We start from the raw sequence: 16,089 nt of genomic DNA, 5'->3' as shown, positions 1-16,089 counted from the left end.
GGGGGGCCGCACGATGAACCTGTCCGGCCCCTTCATCCGCCGCCCGATCGGCACCGCGCTGCTGGCCATCGGCTTGTTCATCATCGGCCTGATCTGCTACCTGAAGCTGGGCGTGTCGGCCCTGCCGAACATCCAGATTCCGGTGATCTTCGTGCACGCCAGCCAGTCCGGCGCCGACGCGGCCACCATGGCGTCCACGGTCACCGCGCCGCTGGAACGCCACCTGGGCCAGCTGCCCGGCATCGACCGCATGCGATCTTCCAGTTCGGAAGGCAGCTCGCTGGTGTTCATGATCTTCCAGACCGACCGCGATATCGATTCGGCGGCGCTGGACGTGCAGACCGCGATCAACTCGGCGCAGGCCGACCTGCCCTCGGGCATGGGCTCGCCGATGTACCAGAAGGCGAACCCGAACGACGACCCTGTGATCGCCATCGCGCTGACCTCGCAGACGCAGTCGGCCGACGAGCTGTACAACGTGGCCGATTCGCTGCTGGCCCAGCGTATCCGCCAGATCGGCGGCGTGGCCTCGGTGGACATCGCCGGTGCTTCAACGCCGGCCGTGCGCGTGGACGTGAACCTGCGCCTGATGAACGCGCTGGGCCTGACCGCCGACGACCTGCGCAACGCCGTGCGCGCGGCCAACGTCACCTCGCCCACGGGCTTCCTCAGCGACGGCAACACCACCACCGCGATCATTGCCAACGACTCGGTGGCGCGTGCGGCCGACTTCGCCAACCTGGTGGTGAAGACCCAGGGCGATGGCCGGGTGATCCGCCTGAAGGACATCGCCAACGTCTACGACGGCCAGCAGGATGCCTACCAGGCCGCGTGGTTCGACCACAAACCTGCGGTGGTGATGTACGTGTTCACCCGCGCCGGCGCCAACATCGTGGAAACCGTGGACCGGGTGAAGGCGCAGATTCCCGCGCTGCGCGACTACCTGCAGCCCGGCACCACCATGACCCCGTACTTCGACCGCACGCCGACCATCCGCTCGTCGCTGCATGAAGTGCAGATCACCCTGCTGATCAGCCTTGCGATGGTGGTGCTGACCATGGCGCTGTTCCTGCGTCGCCTGGCCCCCACCCTGATCGCCGCGGTCACCGTGCCGCTGTCGCTGGCCGGTGCGGCGCTGGTGATGTACGCGCTGGGCTTCACCTTGAACAACCTCAGCCTGCTGGCGCTGGTGATTGCGATCGGCTTCGTGGTGGACGATGCGATCGTGGTGATCGAGAACATCATGCGCCACCTGGACGAGGGCATGCCGCGCCTGCAGGCGGCCTTCACCGGTGCACGCGAGATCGGCTTCACCATTGTTTCGATCACCGCCTCGCTGGTGGCGGTGTTCATTCCGCTGCTGTTCGCCAGCGGCATGATGGGCGCCTTCTTCCGCGAGTTCACCGTCACCCTGGTGGCGGCCATCGTGGTGTCGATGATCGTCTCGCTGACGTTGACCCCGGCGCTGTGCAGCCGTTTCCTGAGCGCACACGACCACACCGCTGCGCCGTCGCGCTTCGGCCGCTGGCTCGATGCCGGGCACGAGCGCATGCTGCGCATCTACACCGTGTTCCTGGATTTCTCGCTGCGCCATGCGCTGCTGCTTTCGCTCACCCCGCTGATCCTGATCGGCGTCACCATCTTCCTGTTCGGTGCAGTGAAGAAGGGCGCGTTCCCGCCGCAGGACACCGGCCTGATCTGGGGCCGCGCCAATTCCAGCGCCACCGTCTCCTTCGAAGACATGGTCAGCCGCCAGCGCCGCATCACCGACATGCTGATGGCCGACCCGGCGGTGAAGACCGTGGGCGTGCGCCTGGGCAGTGGCCGCCAGGGCTCCAGTGCGCAGTTCAACGTGGAACTGAAGTCGCGCAAGGAAGGGCGCCGCGAAACCACCGCCCACGCGCTGGCGCGCCTGAGTGCCAAGGCCGACCGCTACCCCGACCTGCAGCTGCGCCTGCGCGCGATCCAGGATCTGCCCAGCAACGATGGTGGTGGCAGCAGCCAGGGCGCGCAGTACCGCATCTCGCTGCAGGGCAACGACCTGGCGGCACTGCAGGAATGGCTGCCCAAGCTGCAGGCCGAGCTGAAGAAGAACCCGAAGCTGCGCGACGTGGGCACCGACGTGGACAACGCCGGCCTGCGCCAGAACATCGAGATCGACCGCGCCAAGGCCGCACGCCTGGGCGTGTCGGTCGGCGCCATCGACGGTGCCCTGTACGGTGCGTTCGGCCAGCGGCAGATTTCCACCATCTATTCGGACATCAACCAGTACAGCGTGGTGGTCAACGCCCTGCCCTCGCAGACCGCCACGCCGGCGGCACTGGACGAGGTGTACGTGAAGGCCAGCAACGGGCAGATGGTGCCGATCACCGCGGTGGCCAGCCAGGTGCCCGGCCTGGCGCCTTCGCAGATCACCCACGAAAACCAGTACACCACGATGGACCTCAGCTACAACCTGGCCCCCGGCGTCAGCATGGGCGAGGCGAAGGCGATCATCGATGCCACCGTGAACGGCATGCGCATGCCCGGCGACATCCGCCTGGCCGACGATGCGGGCTTCGGCTTCAATGCCGACCCCAGCGACATGCTGATCCTGGTGTTCGCGGCGATCCTGACCGTGTATCTGGTGCTGGGCATGCTGTACGAGAGCCTGATCCACCCGGTCACCATCCTGTCCACCCTGCCGGCGGCGGGCGTGGGCGCGCTGCTGGCGCTGTTCGGCACCAACACCGAGCTGTCGGTCATTTCGATGATCGCGCTGGTGCTGCTGATCGGCATCGTGAAGAAGAACGCGATCATGATGATCGACTTCGCCCTGGTGGCGCAGCGCGAACATGGCCTGGCCCCGCGCGATGCCGCGCGTGAGGCCAGCATCGTGCGCTTCCGTCCGATCATGATGACCACGATGGTGGCGATCCTGGCCGCGGTGCCGCTGGCGATCGGCCTGGGTGAAGGCTCCGAGCTGCGCCGCCCGCTGGGTATTGCGATGATCGGCGGCCTGCTGTTCTCGCAGAGCCTGACCCTGCTGAGCACGCCGGCGCTGTATGTGATCTTCTCGTGCCTGGCCGAACGCTGGCGGGCACGCCGCGCACGCAAGCGCGAGGCGAAACTGCTCAAGCGCGCGGCCCGCGCATAGTCCAGGGGTCAGACCCCTCGCTCTGCGAGGGCTCTGACCCCGTGCGACGGTCACGGTTTGACGCCCTGTAACGAAAAGAGAACAATTCGCAACCAGCCATGGTCCTGCGCCCCTGCGGCGCCCCGCTCCCGGTTCCCGGTCAGCCTGCGTGATCCCAGCCACTGCCCCTTCCCCCCACCATGGGTGGATGGCCTGTGGCCGTCCGCCGAGGAACCTGATCGATGCCTTCGTTCCGCACCCCGCGCGTAGCCCTGCTGGCCGCCGCCCTGTCCGCCGCCTGCGCGGCCCACGCAGAAGCCCCGGCTGATGCCCGCAGCGCTACCGACCTGGATGCCATCAAGGTGGTCGGCGAACGCACCCACACCGAAGCCGGTGCGCTGGGTGACCGTGCCCTGCGTGACACCCCGTTCGCCATTACCGCGGTCGGCCGCGAGCAGTTGGAGCAGCGCCAGGTCGTATCGCTGGGCGAAGCCTTCCTGTTCGATCCGTCGGTCACCACCCAGGTCAGCGCCTACGCCAGCGGCTGGAGCTCGCCGATCCGCAATCGCGGCATCGATCTGAACTACGACAGCTACCGCGTGAACGGCCTGCAGGTGTCCTCGTGGGGCACCGAGTGGCCGCTGGAAGTGATGGAACAGGTGGACCTGCTGAAGGGTCCCGGTGGCTTCCTGTACGGCTTCGGCGCACCCGGCGGCATCGTCAACTACATCACCAAGAAGCCGACTGACACCCCGACGTTCTCCGCGCAGCTGGGCTGGCGCGAACAGGGCATCGTCAGCGGCGGCGTCGATGCCGGCGGCCGCTTCGGCAACGAAGAGATGTTCGGCTACCGCTTCAACGCCTACCAGGAAAAGGGCGAAACTTTCAACGGCGGCCATGTCGACCGCAAGGTCGGCGCACTGTCGCTGGACGCGCGCCTGAGCGATGCGCTCACCTGGACCTTCGACGGCGTGTTCCAGTCACGCGACCTGAGCGAAGAGTCGCCGCAGTACTACTTCATCGGCATGACCTCGCTGCCGCGGCCGATTGCCGGCGACGTCGACAACAGCGTGCCGGGCACCTACTACGACACCCGTTCCAGCCTGCTGTCCACGGCGTTGAACTGGCAGATCAACAGCGACTGGAAGGCCAGCCTGAGCTACGGCGTCACCACCTCGTGGAACGACGTCAACAAGATCTTCGCCTACATCGACGATCCGAACGGCGACTACAACGTGAACGTGTACGAGCTGGGCGGCAAGAGCGAATGGAAGCTGGCACAGGCGCTGGTGCAGGGCAGCTTCCGCACCGGTCCGCTGCGGCACCAGCTGGTGGCCGGCATCAGCCACCAGACCGGGCTGGGCTGGGACCGCCCCTACGAGTGGAACACCATCGGTCGCGCCAACCTGTACCAGCGCTCGTCCATCCGCCACGACGCGGTGGGTTCGCGGGTGATGACCCGCGGCGATGAAACCGTGCAGCAGGCGGTGTTCGCCAGCGATACGGTGGACTTCGGTGGTGGCTGGTCGGTGCTGGCCGGCTGGCGCTACAACGACTTCGAGACCAAGGGCCGTTACCACACCTACCCGGTCACCCCGACCTATGCGGTCATGTTCAAGCCCAGCGAGGCGGTGACCCTGTACGCCAGCTACATTGAATCGCTGGAAGCCGGCAGCCGCGTGGGCAACACCTACATCAACGCCGGTGATGTGCTGGACCCGACCATCAGCAAGCAGTACGAGGTCGGCGCCAAGGTGGAAGCCTCGCGCTGGAATGCGAACGTGGCCGCGTTCCGCCTGGAACGCGGTGCCAACATCGACCAGCCGACCGACGCCGGCATGCGCCTGGTGCAGGATGGCATCACCCTGTACGAAGGCGTGGAAGCCAGCGCCGATCTGCACCTGACCGATGCACTGACCGTGGGTGGCGGCGTGACCTGGCTGGACCCGACCTACGACAAGCTGTCGCCCGACAGTGCCGCGCAGGAAGGCAACCGCACCGTCGGCGCCGCACGCTGGAGCGGTGTGCTGCATGCCAGCTACCAGCTGCCGTGGGTCGATGGCCTGGAAACCTATGCCGCCGTGCGCTACTACGGCGATGTCTGGTACGACGCCGACAACACCCTGAAGCTGCCCGACTACACCCTGGTCAATGCCGGTGTGGGCTACCGCCTGATGGCGTCGGGGCACCCGGTCACCCTGCGCGCCAGCGTGGAAAACCTGGCCAATCGCAAGTACTGGTCGAACGCGGGCGTCGGCCTGCCGCGCACCTTCGCAGTGAGCGTGCGCTGGGAGATGTGATCCTTCGGTAGCGCCAGGCCATGCCCGACGGTTGTACCGCATGCCGCGCTGTGCGCTCGCCGCGCATGGCGCGGCGCTACCGGGTACGGTGGGTGCGGACCGTTGGTCCGCACCTCGAACACCCTACACACGCGCGCACCGCCATAATGGGGGCACTTCGCCCCCCCGAGCCTGCATGTCCGCGCCCCATTCCCGCCTCAGCCGCCTGTGGGCCCATGAAAAGGCCAGCTACGGCCTGCGTGTGTTCATCGCCCTGACCACCGCGCTGGGCGTGTGCTGGCACCTGCAGGCCCTGCCGGCGCTGCCCGGTGTGTTCCTGGGCATCATCGCCAGCGCGATCGCCGAAACCGACGACAACTGGTGGGGCCGTACCAAGGCGGTGCTGCTGTCGCTGCTGTGCTTCTGCATCGCCGCCGCGTCGGTCATCTGGCTGTTCCCGTGGCCGTGGCTGTTCATCGGCGCGCTGGCGCTGTCCACCTTCGGCCTGACCCTGCTGGGCGCGCTGGGCGAACGCTACGCCTCCATCGCCCAGGCCACGGTCACCCTGGCCATCTACACCATGATCGGGCTGGAACAGCATGGCGGCGCCGGCGACCTGCCACGTGCGCTGCATGCAGTCAGCCACCTGCTGGCCGGCGCCGTCTGGTATGGCCTGCTGTCCATCGTCTGGACTGCGCTGTTCGCCAACCGTCCGGTACGCGAACGCGTGGCCCGTCTCTACCAGGAACTGGGCCGCTACCTGCAGTTGAAGGCCGCATTGTTCGAGCCGGTGCGCGAAGCGGACCTGCACCGTCGCCAGCTGGATCTGGCCGAGCAGAACCGCAGGGTGGTGGGCGCGCTCAACGAAGCCAAGGCCGCCATCATGGCGCGCTTCGGCCGCTCCGGCCGCCCCGGCGTAAACTCCGGTCTGTACCTGCGCCTGTACTACATGGCGCAGGATTTCCATGAGCGTGCCAGCTCGTCGCACTACCCCTACGGCGCGCTGGTGGATGCGTTCTTCCACAGTGACGTGCTGTACCGCTGCCAGCGCCTGCTGGACCTGCAGGGCCAGGCGTGCGCACGGCTGGGCGAGGCGATCCGCCTGCGCCGCCCGTTCGTGTACGGCGAAAGCAACCAGCAGGCCGGGCGTGATCTGGCTGATGCGCTGGCCTACCTGCGCGACCAGCAGCGCCCGCAGTGGCAGCGCCTGCTGGGCTCGCTGGACCTGCTGGTGCACAACCTGCGCAGCATCGAACGCCGCCTGCTGGATGCCGAACGTTCGGAGGCCAGCCTGGACAACGTCGATACCCGCCTGCGTGACAGCAACCCGCATACGCTGCGCGAGATGGGCGTGCGCATCCGCCAGCAGCTCACCCCCGGCTCGGTGCTGTTCCGCCACGGCCTGCGCATGGCCCTGGCACTCATCGCAGGCTTCCTGGCCATACGCCTGTTCAATGCACAGAACGGCTCGTGGGTGCTGCTGACCATCGTCTTCGTCTGCCGGCCGAACTTCGGTGCCACCCGCCAGCGCCTGGCCCAGCGCATCGTCGGCACCCTGGCCGGCCTGGTGCTGACCTGGGCGCTGCTGCAGCTGTTCCCGCAGCTGCACGTGCAGCTGCTGATCGCGCTGTTGTCGGCCCTGCTGTTCTTCTTCACCCGCACCGATCGCTACCTGGTCGCCTCGGCGGCAATCACGGTGATGGCACTGACCTGCTTCAACCTGATCGGCGATGGCTTCGTGCTGATCGTGCCGCGCATGGTCGACACCCTGCTGGGCTGCGCGATCGCCGCCGCAGCGGCCTTCCTGATCCTGCCCGACTGGCAGGGCCGGCAGCTGCACAAGGTCCTGGCGCGGGTGCTGGACACCGCCGCACGCTACCTGGAATCCGTGCTGGGCCAGTACCGCAGCGGCATGCGTGATGACCTGGCCTACCGCATCGCCCGCCGCGACATGCACAATGCCGACGCGGCCCTGTCCACGGCGCTGTCGAACATGCTGCGCGAGCCCGGCCACGTGCGCCGCAACCTGGATGCCGGCTTCCGCTTCCTGGCCCTGTCCAACACCCTGCTGGGCCACCTTTCCGCGCTGGGCGCGCACCGCGACCAGGTGGACAGCTTCGCCGCCGACCCCCTGGCGCTGGCCGCCGGCGAACGCGTGCGCAAGGCGCTGGAACAGCTGGGCGGCGCGCTCGCCGCGCGGCAACCGGTCAGCGAGGACGACAATGATGCCGATCGTGCCGTGGCCGCCGAACTGGAACAGACCGACGACAGCATGGCGCCCAAGCTGCAGCTGATCCGCACGCAGATGGCGCTGGTGCTGCGCATGCTGCCGAAGATGCGCGCGGCGGCCAATGAAGCGGTGCGCGGCCTGACCTGATTTCCCCTGCAGGGGCGGAGGTCGTGCGGCGGTGGCGGGTGACGGGTGACGGGTGACGGTAGAGTCGAGCTTGCTCGACTGCTCCGCCAACAGCAGTCGAGCAAGCTCGACTCTACGAAGCGCAGCATCGCGGCATCATTCGTCCCGGCATGGCGCAGCATCGAGACATCGTTCGGTCCGAGCATCGCGCACCATCGAGGCATCATTCGGTCCGCCATCGCGGCACCGTGCGGCCCGGTGCCCGGCATCGTTCGGATCGAACGCCACCGATGCGTATCCCCCCACCCCGCACCCGCCGTGCAGGCAGGAATGCTAGGCTGCGGCGGTCCAAGGAGGTTCCATGTCCGGCCACAATCAGTTCGCCCTGCTGCGCCAGCGCCGCTTCCTGCCGTTCTTCATCGTGCAGGCGCTCGGTGCCTTCAACGACAACGTCTACCGGCAGGCGATCATCGGCCTGCTGTTCTACCTGGGCGTATCGGAAGAGCAGCGTTCGCTGTACACCACGCTGGCACCGGCCATCTTCATCCTGCCCTACTTCCTGTTTTCAGCCCTTGCCGGCCAGATCGCCGACAAACTGGAAAAATCGCGCCTGATCGTCATCACCACCACCATGGAGATCGTGATCATGTCGATGGCGGCGGTCGGCTTCCTGACCGAAAGCCTGCCGTTCCTGCTGGTGGCGCTGTTCTGCACCGGCATGCAGTCCACCCTGTTCGGGCCGGTGAAGTATTCGGTGCTGCCGGCCGTGCTGAAGCCGGAAGAACTGACCGGCGGCAACGGCCTGGTCGAGATGGGCACCTCCATCTCGATCCTGTCGGGCATGATCCTGGGCGGGGCGGTGTTCCTGCTGGCCGGCAGCCATGGCCCGATCGTGGCCGCCACGGCGGTCATCGCGCTGGCAATCTGCGGCAACATCGCCGCGCGCATGATCCCCAGGGTCGATGCCGGCGACCCGGACCTGAAGATCAACTGGAACCCGTTGCCGGAATCGCTGGTCGTGCTGCGCATGGCGCGCCAGCAGAAGGCGGTGCGCAACGCCATCCTGGGCGTGTCCTGGTTCTGGTTCGTCGGCACCGTGTTGACTTCGCAGCTGCCCAACTACGCGCTGGCCAACCTGGGCGGCGAACCGAAGCTGTACCTGTTCGCGCTGGCCCTGTTCTCGGTCGGCACCGGCGTCGGCTCGCTGCTGTGCGAAAAGCTGTCCGCGCGTACCGTGGAAATCGGCCTGGTGCCGCTGGGTGCGTTCGGCATGACCGCCTTCCTGCTGGATCTGTACTTCGCCCGCCCGGGTGAGGCGACGGTGCACGGCATGGGCATCCTGGCCTTCCTGCAGCACGCAGGCAGCGTACGCATCGTCATCGACCTTGTCGGCATCGGCCTGTTCACCGGCGTATTCGTGGTGCCGTTGTTCGCGCTGATCCAGAGCCGCACCTCGAAGGCGCAGATGTCGCGCGTGTTCGCCGCACTGAACATCCAGAACTCCGGCTTCATCGTCGGTGCCGCACTGATCTCGCTGGCTGCACGCGAATGGCTGCACTGGACCATCCCGCAGCTGTTCCTGGCCCTGGCCATCGCCAACGCCGTGGTGGCGATCTACATCTTCACCATCGTCCCCGAATTCCTGATGCGCTTCCTCAGCTGGGTGATGGTGCGCACGCTGTACCGGCTGCGCCCGCACGGCATTGAAGCCAACGTGCCCGACGAAGGCGCCGCGCTGCTGGTCTGCAATCATGTCAGCTACATGGACGCCCTGATCCTGTCGGCAACGATCCCGCGCCCGGTACGCTTCGTCATGTACTACCGGATCTTCAACATTCCGGTGATGCGCTGGATCTTCCGCACCGCCAAGGCGATTCCCATTGCCGGCGCGCGCGAAGACCCCGCCCTGATGCAGCGCGCGTTCGACGAAGTGGATGCGGCGCTGGCCGAGGGCGAGCTGGTCTGCATTTTCCCCGAGGGCGCATTGACCCGTGATGGCGCGATGGGGCCGTTCAAGTCAGGCGTGGAGAAGATCCTGGAGCGCAGGCCGGTGCCGGTGGTGCCGATGGCACTGCGCGGCATGTGGTCGAGCATGTGGAGCCGGCGCGATACCCGCCTGGGCCGCATGCGCGTACCGCGCCGCTTCCGCGCCACCGTGGAAGTGGTGGCGGCACCGGCCGTGGACGGTCGACAGGCCACGGCGGCCGCACTGGAAGCACAGGTGCGCGCCCTGCGCGGCGACAACGCCTGATGCGTCTGCCGTTGGGCAGCCGCCCCTCCCGGCGACCTCCTGAAGCGCACACAGCCCCCCTCTGCGGGCATGTAAACGCATACATGAGGCGCCGGTTGAGGTAGATTACGCAGCCACAGGGGGGAGGTTCGGCCTGTCCACGACAGACCGACCGCCAAGGAATGGAGTCTTGCTTTGAATCAACCGCCACCCATCGAACGCCCGATCTACATCCCGAACCATCTGGTCTGGGCGATCGTGACGACGCTGTTCTGCTGCCTGCCGTTGGGCGTGGTGTCGATTGTCTATGCGTCGCAGGTGGACGGCCGCCGTGCGGCCGGTGACCTGCCGGGGGCCTTCAGTGCGTCACGCAAAGCGGGCTGGTGGGCGGTGGCTTCGGCCGTCGCCCTGCCGGTCCTGTTGCTGTTGTGGTTCGGGCTGTTCGGCGGCTTGGCTGCGCTGGGCGCTCTTTCCGACCTTTGATTCACACCACCACCCATCGAGGAGCTTGAACCATGAACACCACCACGCCGCAGGTCCCCAACAATCTGGTCTGGGCCATCCTGTCGACCCTGTTCTGCTGCCTGCCGGCCGGCATCGTGTCGATCGTCTACGCCGCCCAGGTCAACGGCAAGCTGGCCGCTGGCGACATCGCCGGTGCCCGTGAATCGTCCGAGAAGGCCAAGAAGTGGGCCATCTGGTCGGTCATCGCGGCCGTCGTCGTCGGCATCCTGTACGGCATCCTGATCGCCGTGGTCGGCGTGATGGGCGGCGGCAGCAGCTACTGATGCACCCGGCGGGATCCGGCAGCACGCCGGGTCCCGTCGTCGCATGTCCGTGTTCCCTGTCCGCTCCCGACTGGCCCGCTGGGCCCCGCTGCTGGCCGCTTCCGGCCTGGCCGCCGGTGCCGCCGTGGTGCTGCGCCACGTCAACCCCTATGTCTCGGGCAATCCGCTGCCCGGCTGCCCGCTGTACGCACTGACCGGGCTGTACTGCCCCGGCTGCGGCAGCACGCGCTGCCTGTACTCGCTGGTGCACTTCGACCTGCCCGGCGCGATGGCGATGAATCCGCTGCTGGTCATCAGCCTGCCGTTTTTGTTCCTGATGCTGCTCAACAGCGCCGGCATCCGTGCGCGCGTGCTCGACCCGTTGATGCGGGTGCTGGCCAACCCGATGTTCTGGCTGTGGCTGCTGCCCGGCTACGCGCTGCTGCGCAACCTGCCTTGGGCCCCGTTCACCGCCTTGGCCCCGGTCTAGGGTTCCAGCCAACGGCGCAGCCCCTCGTGGTGGGCGTTTGTCGATCATGGGTTTGTTGGCCGGTCGCGATGGGTTTGCGGGGGACGCCGTGAATCCGTCCGTGGAGGCTTAGCCGCGCCATCCATGGCGCGGATACCCCCGCAAACCCATCGCGGCCGGCCACGGACAGTTTCCGTGCGCGTCCACCACGGAAAAGAAGAGAAGATCAAAAGCCACAGCGGGTCGCTGCGCTCGGCATCCACGCATGGCGTGGATCTACTGTGTCGACCAAGGTCGACACCTACCAACAGCCAGGCGTTCGAACAGTCGCCGATACCCACAGCGCCACGCCATCCCACGGAGACCCAGCTTTTGACCTTGCCGTTGCTTTGGCTTGAAGCGGGTGCAGGGCTGCAAGCCCTGCCCGAATACCTACGTCACCCAGCCGGCAATCACCAGCAGGGCCAGCACTGCCAACCACAGCAGCAGCATGCGCCACACCAGGCTCATCGCGTCGCGCAGGTCCGGCAGCCGCTGCCACACCGGCAACAGCCCCGCTTCGGTGTAATCGTGCGCATCCTCGCGCAGTTCGGCGTTCACGCTGGCACGCGCCACCGCGCCCAGAAAACCGATGCCGCCAGCCAACCGCTCGCCGTGGGCCTGCCGCCACGCCTTCCACGCGGTATCGAAGTTGCCCACCAGCGCCATCGAAAAGGCCATCAACTGGGCCACCGGCCATTCAATCCACGACAGCACGCGCTGCGCCAGTGCCAGCGGCTCCACCGGCACCCGCGCACGCATCGGGCTCTCTGCCATCAGCGCCAACAGGCGATAGGCCAGCGCCCCGACCGGGCCCAGCAACAGGAACCAGAACAGCACCGCGAACCACCGCCGCAGCGCATTCAACACGGTGGCTTCCACCAGCGACGGAACATCCTCACGCAGACTACCGCCGGCGGCCTGCAACTGCCGCACCGCCGCCTGCCGGGCACCGGCCTCATCGGCATCGATGATCGCCTCGACGTCACGGTCCAGGTCACGCGGTCCCCAGCACCAGGCCAGCACCGCCACCCCCAGCAACAGCGCGGGCAACCCGAACAGCACGCCGCTCAGCAGCCACACCAGCAGCCCCATCAGCAGCAGCGGCGGCAGCAACGCCACCACGACGCCCGCCGGCCCCTGCCAGACCCGACCGCCATGCGCATCCAGCCAACCCAGCCAGTACCGGAACCCCTCGAAGCGGCGCAGCGAGGCGGCAGCGGCCGGGGCTACATGGCCCAGGGCCAGCGCCACCAGCACGGCAACCAGAGTGGTGAACATGGCGGGTCTCCCGATGAACAAGCGTTCGGCGCCGCTACCTTACCTGCCGCAGCCGCGCCTTCAGCGACGGATTCCACTGTACCTTGCCGCGTGTTCAGGTGGCGGCAATGCTCAGCCGCGCTGCTGCCGGTACCAGTGTTCGATCAGACCGCGCGAGATCGAGATCGGCGGCGACAGACGAATGCCCTGCCCATCGTCTTCCACGTCGCGCGCCAGGGCGGCGCCCACTTCATCAACGGTGAACCAGCGGGCGTCTTCCAGCTCGCCATCTACGGTGGGCACATCATCGTGCGCCTGCGCGCGGAAGCCGACCATCAGCGCGCCGGGGAACGGCCACGGCTGCGAGCCCAGGTACTGCGCGGCGATCACGCGCACCTTGCTTTCCTCGTGCACCTCACGGGCCACGGTCTGTTCAAATGTTTCGCCCGGCTCGACAAAGCCGGCCAGCACCGAATAGCGGCGCGGCGCCCAGTTGGCCTGCCGCCCCAGCAGCAACCGCCCCTGGTTCTCCACCGCCACGATCACCGCCGGGTCCACCCGCGGGTAGTGTTCGGTGGCGCACTGCGGGCAGCGGCCGACAAAGCCACCGCGGGCGAAGGCCACGGCACTGCCACAGACGCCGCAGAAGCGCGTGCGCGATTGCCAGTACGACATGCCGCGCGCGTAGCTGAAGGCCGTGGCATCGGCTACCGTCCACAGCAATGCCGCCTGCCGCAGGTCCAGCCGCCGCGGCGCGGTCACGCTGACCTGCGCGGCATCCACGCCGAACCATGCCTGGCCATCGCGTAACCCCAGGAAGATCGCAGTGCCCGGGCCACCACCCAGTGCGGCACCGGTCAACGCCAGCGGCTGGTCATCCTCATCGGTGAAGGCCGTGCCGTCCTTGTCCAGCACGAGAATGCGCGCATCCGGCCACAGGCGCGCCAGAGCATCGGCATCGGCGCGCAGGGCATCGGCGCGCTCCAGCGGTTCGTCCACGAAGGCGAAACCGGAAAGCGGCGAAGGAGTCGTAAGCATTCCACAAGCCTGCCGCCATTCGCCGCAGGTGGCAAGGTCGGCGTTTGCCGATCCGCGCGCCGTTGTTACATGCTGAAGCTGCTGCCGCAGCCGCAGGTGGTCTTCGCGTTCGGGTTGCGGATCACGAACTGCGCACCGGTCAGGCTCTCGGTGTAATCCACCTCGGCGCCCATCAGGTACTGCAGGCTGAGCGGGTCGACCAGCAGGGTGACCCCACTGGTCTGCACCGCCAGGTCATCCTCGGCGCGGTTCTCGTCGAACTCGAAGCCGTACTGGAAGCCGGAACAGCCACCGCCTTCGATGTACACGCGCAGGGCCAGGTCGGGGTTGCCCTCGTCCTGGATCAGTTCCTTCACCTTGGCCGCAGCGGATTCGGTGAAGTTCAGCGGCCGCTCCAGCGACTGGTAGTCGGGAGCGGCGGCCGGCGTGGCGCCGGGCAGGGAAACTAGCGTGCTCATGGCCCCAGCATGGGGGCGCCGGGCGCGGGTTTCAAGCCATGGCCTCGGCCAGCTTGCGGCGGGCTGCATCACCGCCCTTGCCCTTGCCAGTGGTGTCCTCACCCTCCGGTGCGGGCAGCGCGGCAACCGGGCTGCTGGCGTGGATCAGACGGCCGTTCAGCTGCGCGCCGGCATTCATTTCCACCACCTGGTAATGCACGTTGCCGTTCACCCGTGCGCTGGGAGTCAGTTCCACCTTCTCGGTGGCATGCACGTCGCCGTCCATGCGGCCACTGATGACCACCACCTGGGCGCGGATCTCCCCTTCGATCACGCCATGCTCGGCCACCGTCAGGGTGGCACCGCTGGCGCCTTCCTGGGCGATCACCTTGCCATGGATGCGGCCTTCCACGTAAAGGCCCCCACTGAATTCCACATCGCCACGGATCACCACCTGGTTGCCGATCAGGGCATCCACCACCAGCTGGCCATCACGGCTCGACTTGCTGTTTCCGAACATCTGCCTACTCCCCATTGCTGGCCGGTGCACCGGCCTGTTTCCAGTCAAATACCTGGGTCGTGCCCCCCGCACCCCCACCCAATGTCACCCGCACGCGTTGCGGGGTGAAGTCTGTCGGCAGCATGACGCTGCCGCTGAGCTGCTGGAAGTACCGGAACGAGTAGTCCTGCCCCGGTACCTTGTTGCGCTGGTGCAGCTCGTCCCAGCTGATCGTGGCCAGCTTGCCGTTCTTCACACCTTCCACCGTGAAGCGCATCTGCCCCTGGCTGATCGCACCGCGGTTGAGGTTCTGGGTCAACACGGCGGTGTAGTGCCAGGTGCCGGCCGATTCCGGGGTGAATTCGATGGAATGGGTGTTCAGGCCCTTGCGCTGGCTGGTGGAGCCCACCAGACGCTCATAGAACGCCACATCGGCACGCAGCCCGGCGATTTCTTCATCGCGCTCGGCCAGCGACGACTGCACCTCGGTGTTGGCGGCGCGGCTGATCCGGTCCGAGGCTTCCAGCGTGGCCTGCTTCTGGCGCAACTCGGTCAACTGGGTCTGCAGGGTATCGGCGCGCTTCTCGGCCGCCTGCAGGCGCTGGCCCTGGGCATCGCGCGGCGCACCCAGCCAGCAGCCACCCAGTACGGCCAGCACCAGGCTCAGCAGCCAGATACCAGCCAATATCAGCAGGCGACGGCGATCGATCGGCGGTTGTGGCGCGCCCGGCAGGCGCACCTGCACACGCATGGGTGGGCGGTTGTTCATGGGTAGTCTCCGTGGCATCGCATTGGCAACACCGTCACGGCCCCTGTGGCAAACGACGGGCTAGTGTAAGTCAGGAACGGCGGGTTTCCCCGACGGCGGCCGCTGGCGGCCTGTGGTGTTCAGGCACGCCATCGCCGATAGTGTGGCACCCCGCACAGTTCCGCCGCCGGAGTCCGCCATGACCGAAGCCCACCTGTTCGTGATCGGCATCCTGCTGGCCTGGCTGGCCGGCATCCGCGTCTACCTCACTGTCTTTGGCGTCGGCCTGGCCGGGCTGCTGGGCTGGGTGGACCTGCCCCCTGCCCTGCAGGCCACCGAATCGTGGTGGGTGCTGGGCACCTCGGCGGCGCTGGCGGTGGCCGAGTTCTTCGCCGACAAGATTCCTGGCGTCGATTCGATCTGGGACCTGCTGCAGACCCTGGCCCGCGTTCCCGCGGGCGCCTTTCTGGCGGCGGCCACGCTGTCGCCGGACGGCGATCTGGGCACCGGCGCCCTGGTCGCCGGCGCGGGCGTGGCTCTGGCCAGTCATGGCCTGAAGGCCGGCACCCGTGCACTGTTGAACACCTCGCCGGAACCGGCCAGCAACTGGATCGCCTCGGCGGCCGAAGACACCGTGGTGGTCGGCGGCCTCGCGCTTGCCCTGGCCCACCCGTGGATCGCGTTGATCGTGGTGCTGGCGTGCAGCCTGGCCGGCGCCCTGCTGGTCTGGCTGGTATGGCGCACGCTGTGGAAAGGGGTGCGCTGGCTTGCCCGTGCTGGCGGCAGCGCCGGCAGCGGGCCCGCCCGCGCGGGATGACGGCTGGCCTTGCCGCATAATGGCCGTGAACATCA

13 protein-coding genes are annotated in these 16,089 nt (G+C 67.4%); 8 read left to right on the top strand and 5 right to left on the bottom strand.

Going from position 1 to position 16,089, the window contains the following annotated elements; genetic code table 11:
* The first annotated feature begins 13 nt into the window (after window positions 1-13).
* The 7 genes from RTY46_RS05060 to RTY46_RS05030 all read left to right on the top strand — a co-directional run bounded on the left by RTY46_RS05060 (window position 14) and on the right by RTY46_RS05030 (window position 11,237).
* Window positions 14-3,136, top strand: a complete 3,123-nt coding sequence (locus RTY46_RS05060) for an efflux RND transporter permease subunit (RefSeq protein ID WP_312706972.1) — start codon at window positions 14-16, stop codon at window positions 3,134-3,136.
* Window positions 3,137-3,357: 221 nt separating this feature from the next.
* Window positions 3,358-5,415 carry a TonB-dependent receptor gene (locus RTY46_RS05055; RefSeq protein ID WP_312706970.1) on the top strand — a complete coding sequence of 686 codons (2,058 nt, stop codon included), beginning with the start codon at window positions 3,358-3,360 and terminating at the stop codon, window positions 5,413-5,415.
* A 175-nt stretch (window positions 5,416-5,590) separates the two neighbouring features.
* Complete coding sequence (yccS, locus tag RTY46_RS05050; RefSeq protein ID WP_312706969.1) at window positions 5,591-7,771, top strand: YccS family putative transporter; 2,181 nt, start codon at window positions 5,591-5,593, stop codon at window positions 7,769-7,771.
* A gap of 340 nt (window positions 7,772-8,111) precedes the next feature.
* Window positions 8,112-10,001 carry an MFS transporter gene (locus RTY46_RS05045; protein ID WP_312706968.1) on the top strand — a complete coding sequence of 630 codons (1,890 nt, stop codon included), beginning with the start codon at window positions 8,112-8,114 and terminating at the stop codon, window positions 9,999-10,001.
* A 174-nt stretch (window positions 10,002-10,175) separates the two neighbouring features.
* Window positions 10,176-10,463, top strand: coding sequence for a CD225/dispanin family protein (locus tag RTY46_RS05040; protein WP_312706967.1), 288 nt, complete (start codon window positions 10,176-10,178; stop codon window positions 10,461-10,463).
* Window positions 10,464-10,495: 32 nt separating this feature from the next.
* Window positions 10,496-10,768: a CD225/dispanin family protein gene (locus tag RTY46_RS05035; RefSeq protein ID WP_312706966.1), complete on the top strand. Its 273-nt coding sequence runs from the start codon at window positions 10,496-10,498 to the stop codon at window positions 10,766-10,768.
* A 43-nt stretch (window positions 10,769-10,811) separates the two neighbouring features.
* Window positions 10,812-11,237 carry a DUF2752 domain-containing protein gene (locus RTY46_RS05030; RefSeq protein WP_312706965.1) on the top strand — a complete coding sequence of 142 codons (426 nt, stop codon included), beginning with the start codon at window positions 10,812-10,814 and terminating at the stop codon, window positions 11,235-11,237.
* Between the two features lie 411 nt (window positions 11,238-11,648).
* On the opposite strand, the gene ampE is transcribed toward RTY46_RS05030, so the two are convergent.
* From ampE to RTY46_RS05005, 5 genes are all read right to left on the bottom strand, one after another.
* The gene (gene ampE, locus RTY46_RS05025) at window positions 11,649-12,536 is read right to left on the bottom strand and encodes a regulatory signaling modulator protein AmpE (RefSeq protein WP_312706964.1); all 888 of its coding nucleotides are present in this window, start codon (window positions 12,534-12,536) and stop codon (window positions 11,649-11,651) included.
* Window positions 12,537-12,647: 111 nt separating this feature from the next.
* The gene (gene nudC / locus RTY46_RS05020; protein WP_312706961.1) at window positions 12,648-13,553 is read right to left on the bottom strand and encodes an NAD(+) diphosphatase; all 906 of its coding nucleotides are present in this window, start codon (window positions 13,551-13,553) and stop codon (window positions 12,648-12,650) included.
* Window positions 13,554-13,618: 65 nt separating this feature from the next.
* A complete protein-coding gene (gene erpA, locus RTY46_RS05015) occupies window positions 13,619-14,011 on the bottom strand; it encodes an iron-sulfur cluster insertion protein ErpA (protein WP_108747525.1) in 393 nt (130 codons plus the stop codon).
* 31 nt (window positions 14,012-14,042) lie between these two features.
* Window positions 14,043-14,510, bottom strand: a complete 468-nt coding sequence (locus tag RTY46_RS05010) for a polymer-forming cytoskeletal protein (RefSeq protein WP_312706959.1) — start codon at window positions 14,508-14,510, stop codon at window positions 14,043-14,045.
* A gap of 4 nt (window positions 14,511-14,514) precedes the next feature.
* A complete protein-coding gene (locus RTY46_RS05005) occupies window positions 14,515-15,258 on the bottom strand; it encodes a DUF6776 family protein (protein WP_312706958.1) in 744 nt (247 codons plus the stop codon).
* A 178-nt stretch (window positions 15,259-15,436) separates the two neighbouring features.
* On the opposite strand from RTY46_RS05005, the gene RTY46_RS05000 reads away from it, so the two are divergent.
* Window positions 15,437-16,054 (top strand): DUF4126 domain-containing protein, encoded by a 618-nt coding sequence (locus RTY46_RS05000; protein WP_312706957.1) that lies wholly within the window; start codon window positions 15,437-15,439, stop codon window positions 16,052-16,054.
* Window positions 16,055-16,089: the final 35 nt, after the last annotated feature.

The sequence above is a fragment of the Stenotrophomonas sp. genome, assembly GCF_032056425.1.
Classification (GTDB): Bacteria; Pseudomonadota; Gammaproteobacteria; order Xanthomonadales; family Xanthomonadaceae; genus Stenotrophomonas.
Note: the sequence above shows the minus strand (reverse complement) of the source record. Positions and strands in the feature narration are given on the sequence as shown.

What these genes read in the sequence shown, in the direction of transcription:
- RTY46_RS05060 (WP_312706972.1), top strand. Translation starts at nt 14, where the DNA reads ATGAACCTGTCCGGCCCCTTCATCCGCCGCCCGATCGGCACCGCGCTG.
- RTY46_RS05055 (WP_312706970.1), top strand. Translation starts at nt 3,358, where the DNA reads ATGCCTTCGTTCCGCACCCCGCGCGTAGCCCTGCTGGCCGCCGCCCTG.
- yccS (WP_312706969.1), top strand. Translation starts at nt 5,591, where the DNA reads ATGTCCGCGCCCCATTCCCGCCTCAGCCGCCTGTGGGCCCATGAAAAG.
- RTY46_RS05045 (WP_312706968.1), top strand. Translation starts at nt 8,112, where the DNA reads ATGTCCGGCCACAATCAGTTCGCCCTGCTGCGCCAGCGCCGCTTCCTG.
- RTY46_RS05035 (WP_312706966.1), top strand. Translation starts at nt 10,496, where the DNA reads ATGAACACCACCACGCCGCAGGTCCCCAACAATCTGGTCTGGGCCATC.
- RTY46_RS05030 (WP_312706965.1), top strand. Translation starts at nt 10,812, where the DNA reads ATGTCCGTGTTCCCTGTCCGCTCCCGACTGGCCCGCTGGGCCCCGCTG.
- ampE (WP_312706964.1), bottom strand. Translation starts at nt 12,536, where the DNA reads ATGTTCACCACTCTGGTTGCCGTGCTGGTGGCGCTGGCCCTGGGCCAT.
- nudC (WP_312706961.1), bottom strand. Translation starts at nt 13,553, where the DNA reads ATGCTTACGACTCCTTCGCCGCTTTCCGGTTTCGCCTTCGTGGACGAA.
- erpA (WP_108747525.1), bottom strand. Translation starts at nt 14,011, where the DNA reads ATGAGCACGCTAGTTTCCCTGCCCGGCGCCACGCCGGCCGCCGCTCCC.
- RTY46_RS05010 (WP_312706959.1), bottom strand. Translation starts at nt 14,510, where the DNA reads ATGTTCGGAAACAGCAAGTCGAGCCGTGATGGCCAGCTGGTGGTGGAT.
- RTY46_RS05005 (WP_312706958.1), bottom strand. Translation starts at nt 15,258, where the DNA reads ATGAACAACCGCCCACCCATGCGTGTGCAGGTGCGCCTGCCGGGCGCG.
- RTY46_RS05000 (WP_312706957.1), top strand. Translation starts at nt 15,437, where the DNA reads ATGACCGAAGCCCACCTGTTCGTGATCGGCATCCTGCTGGCCTGGCTG.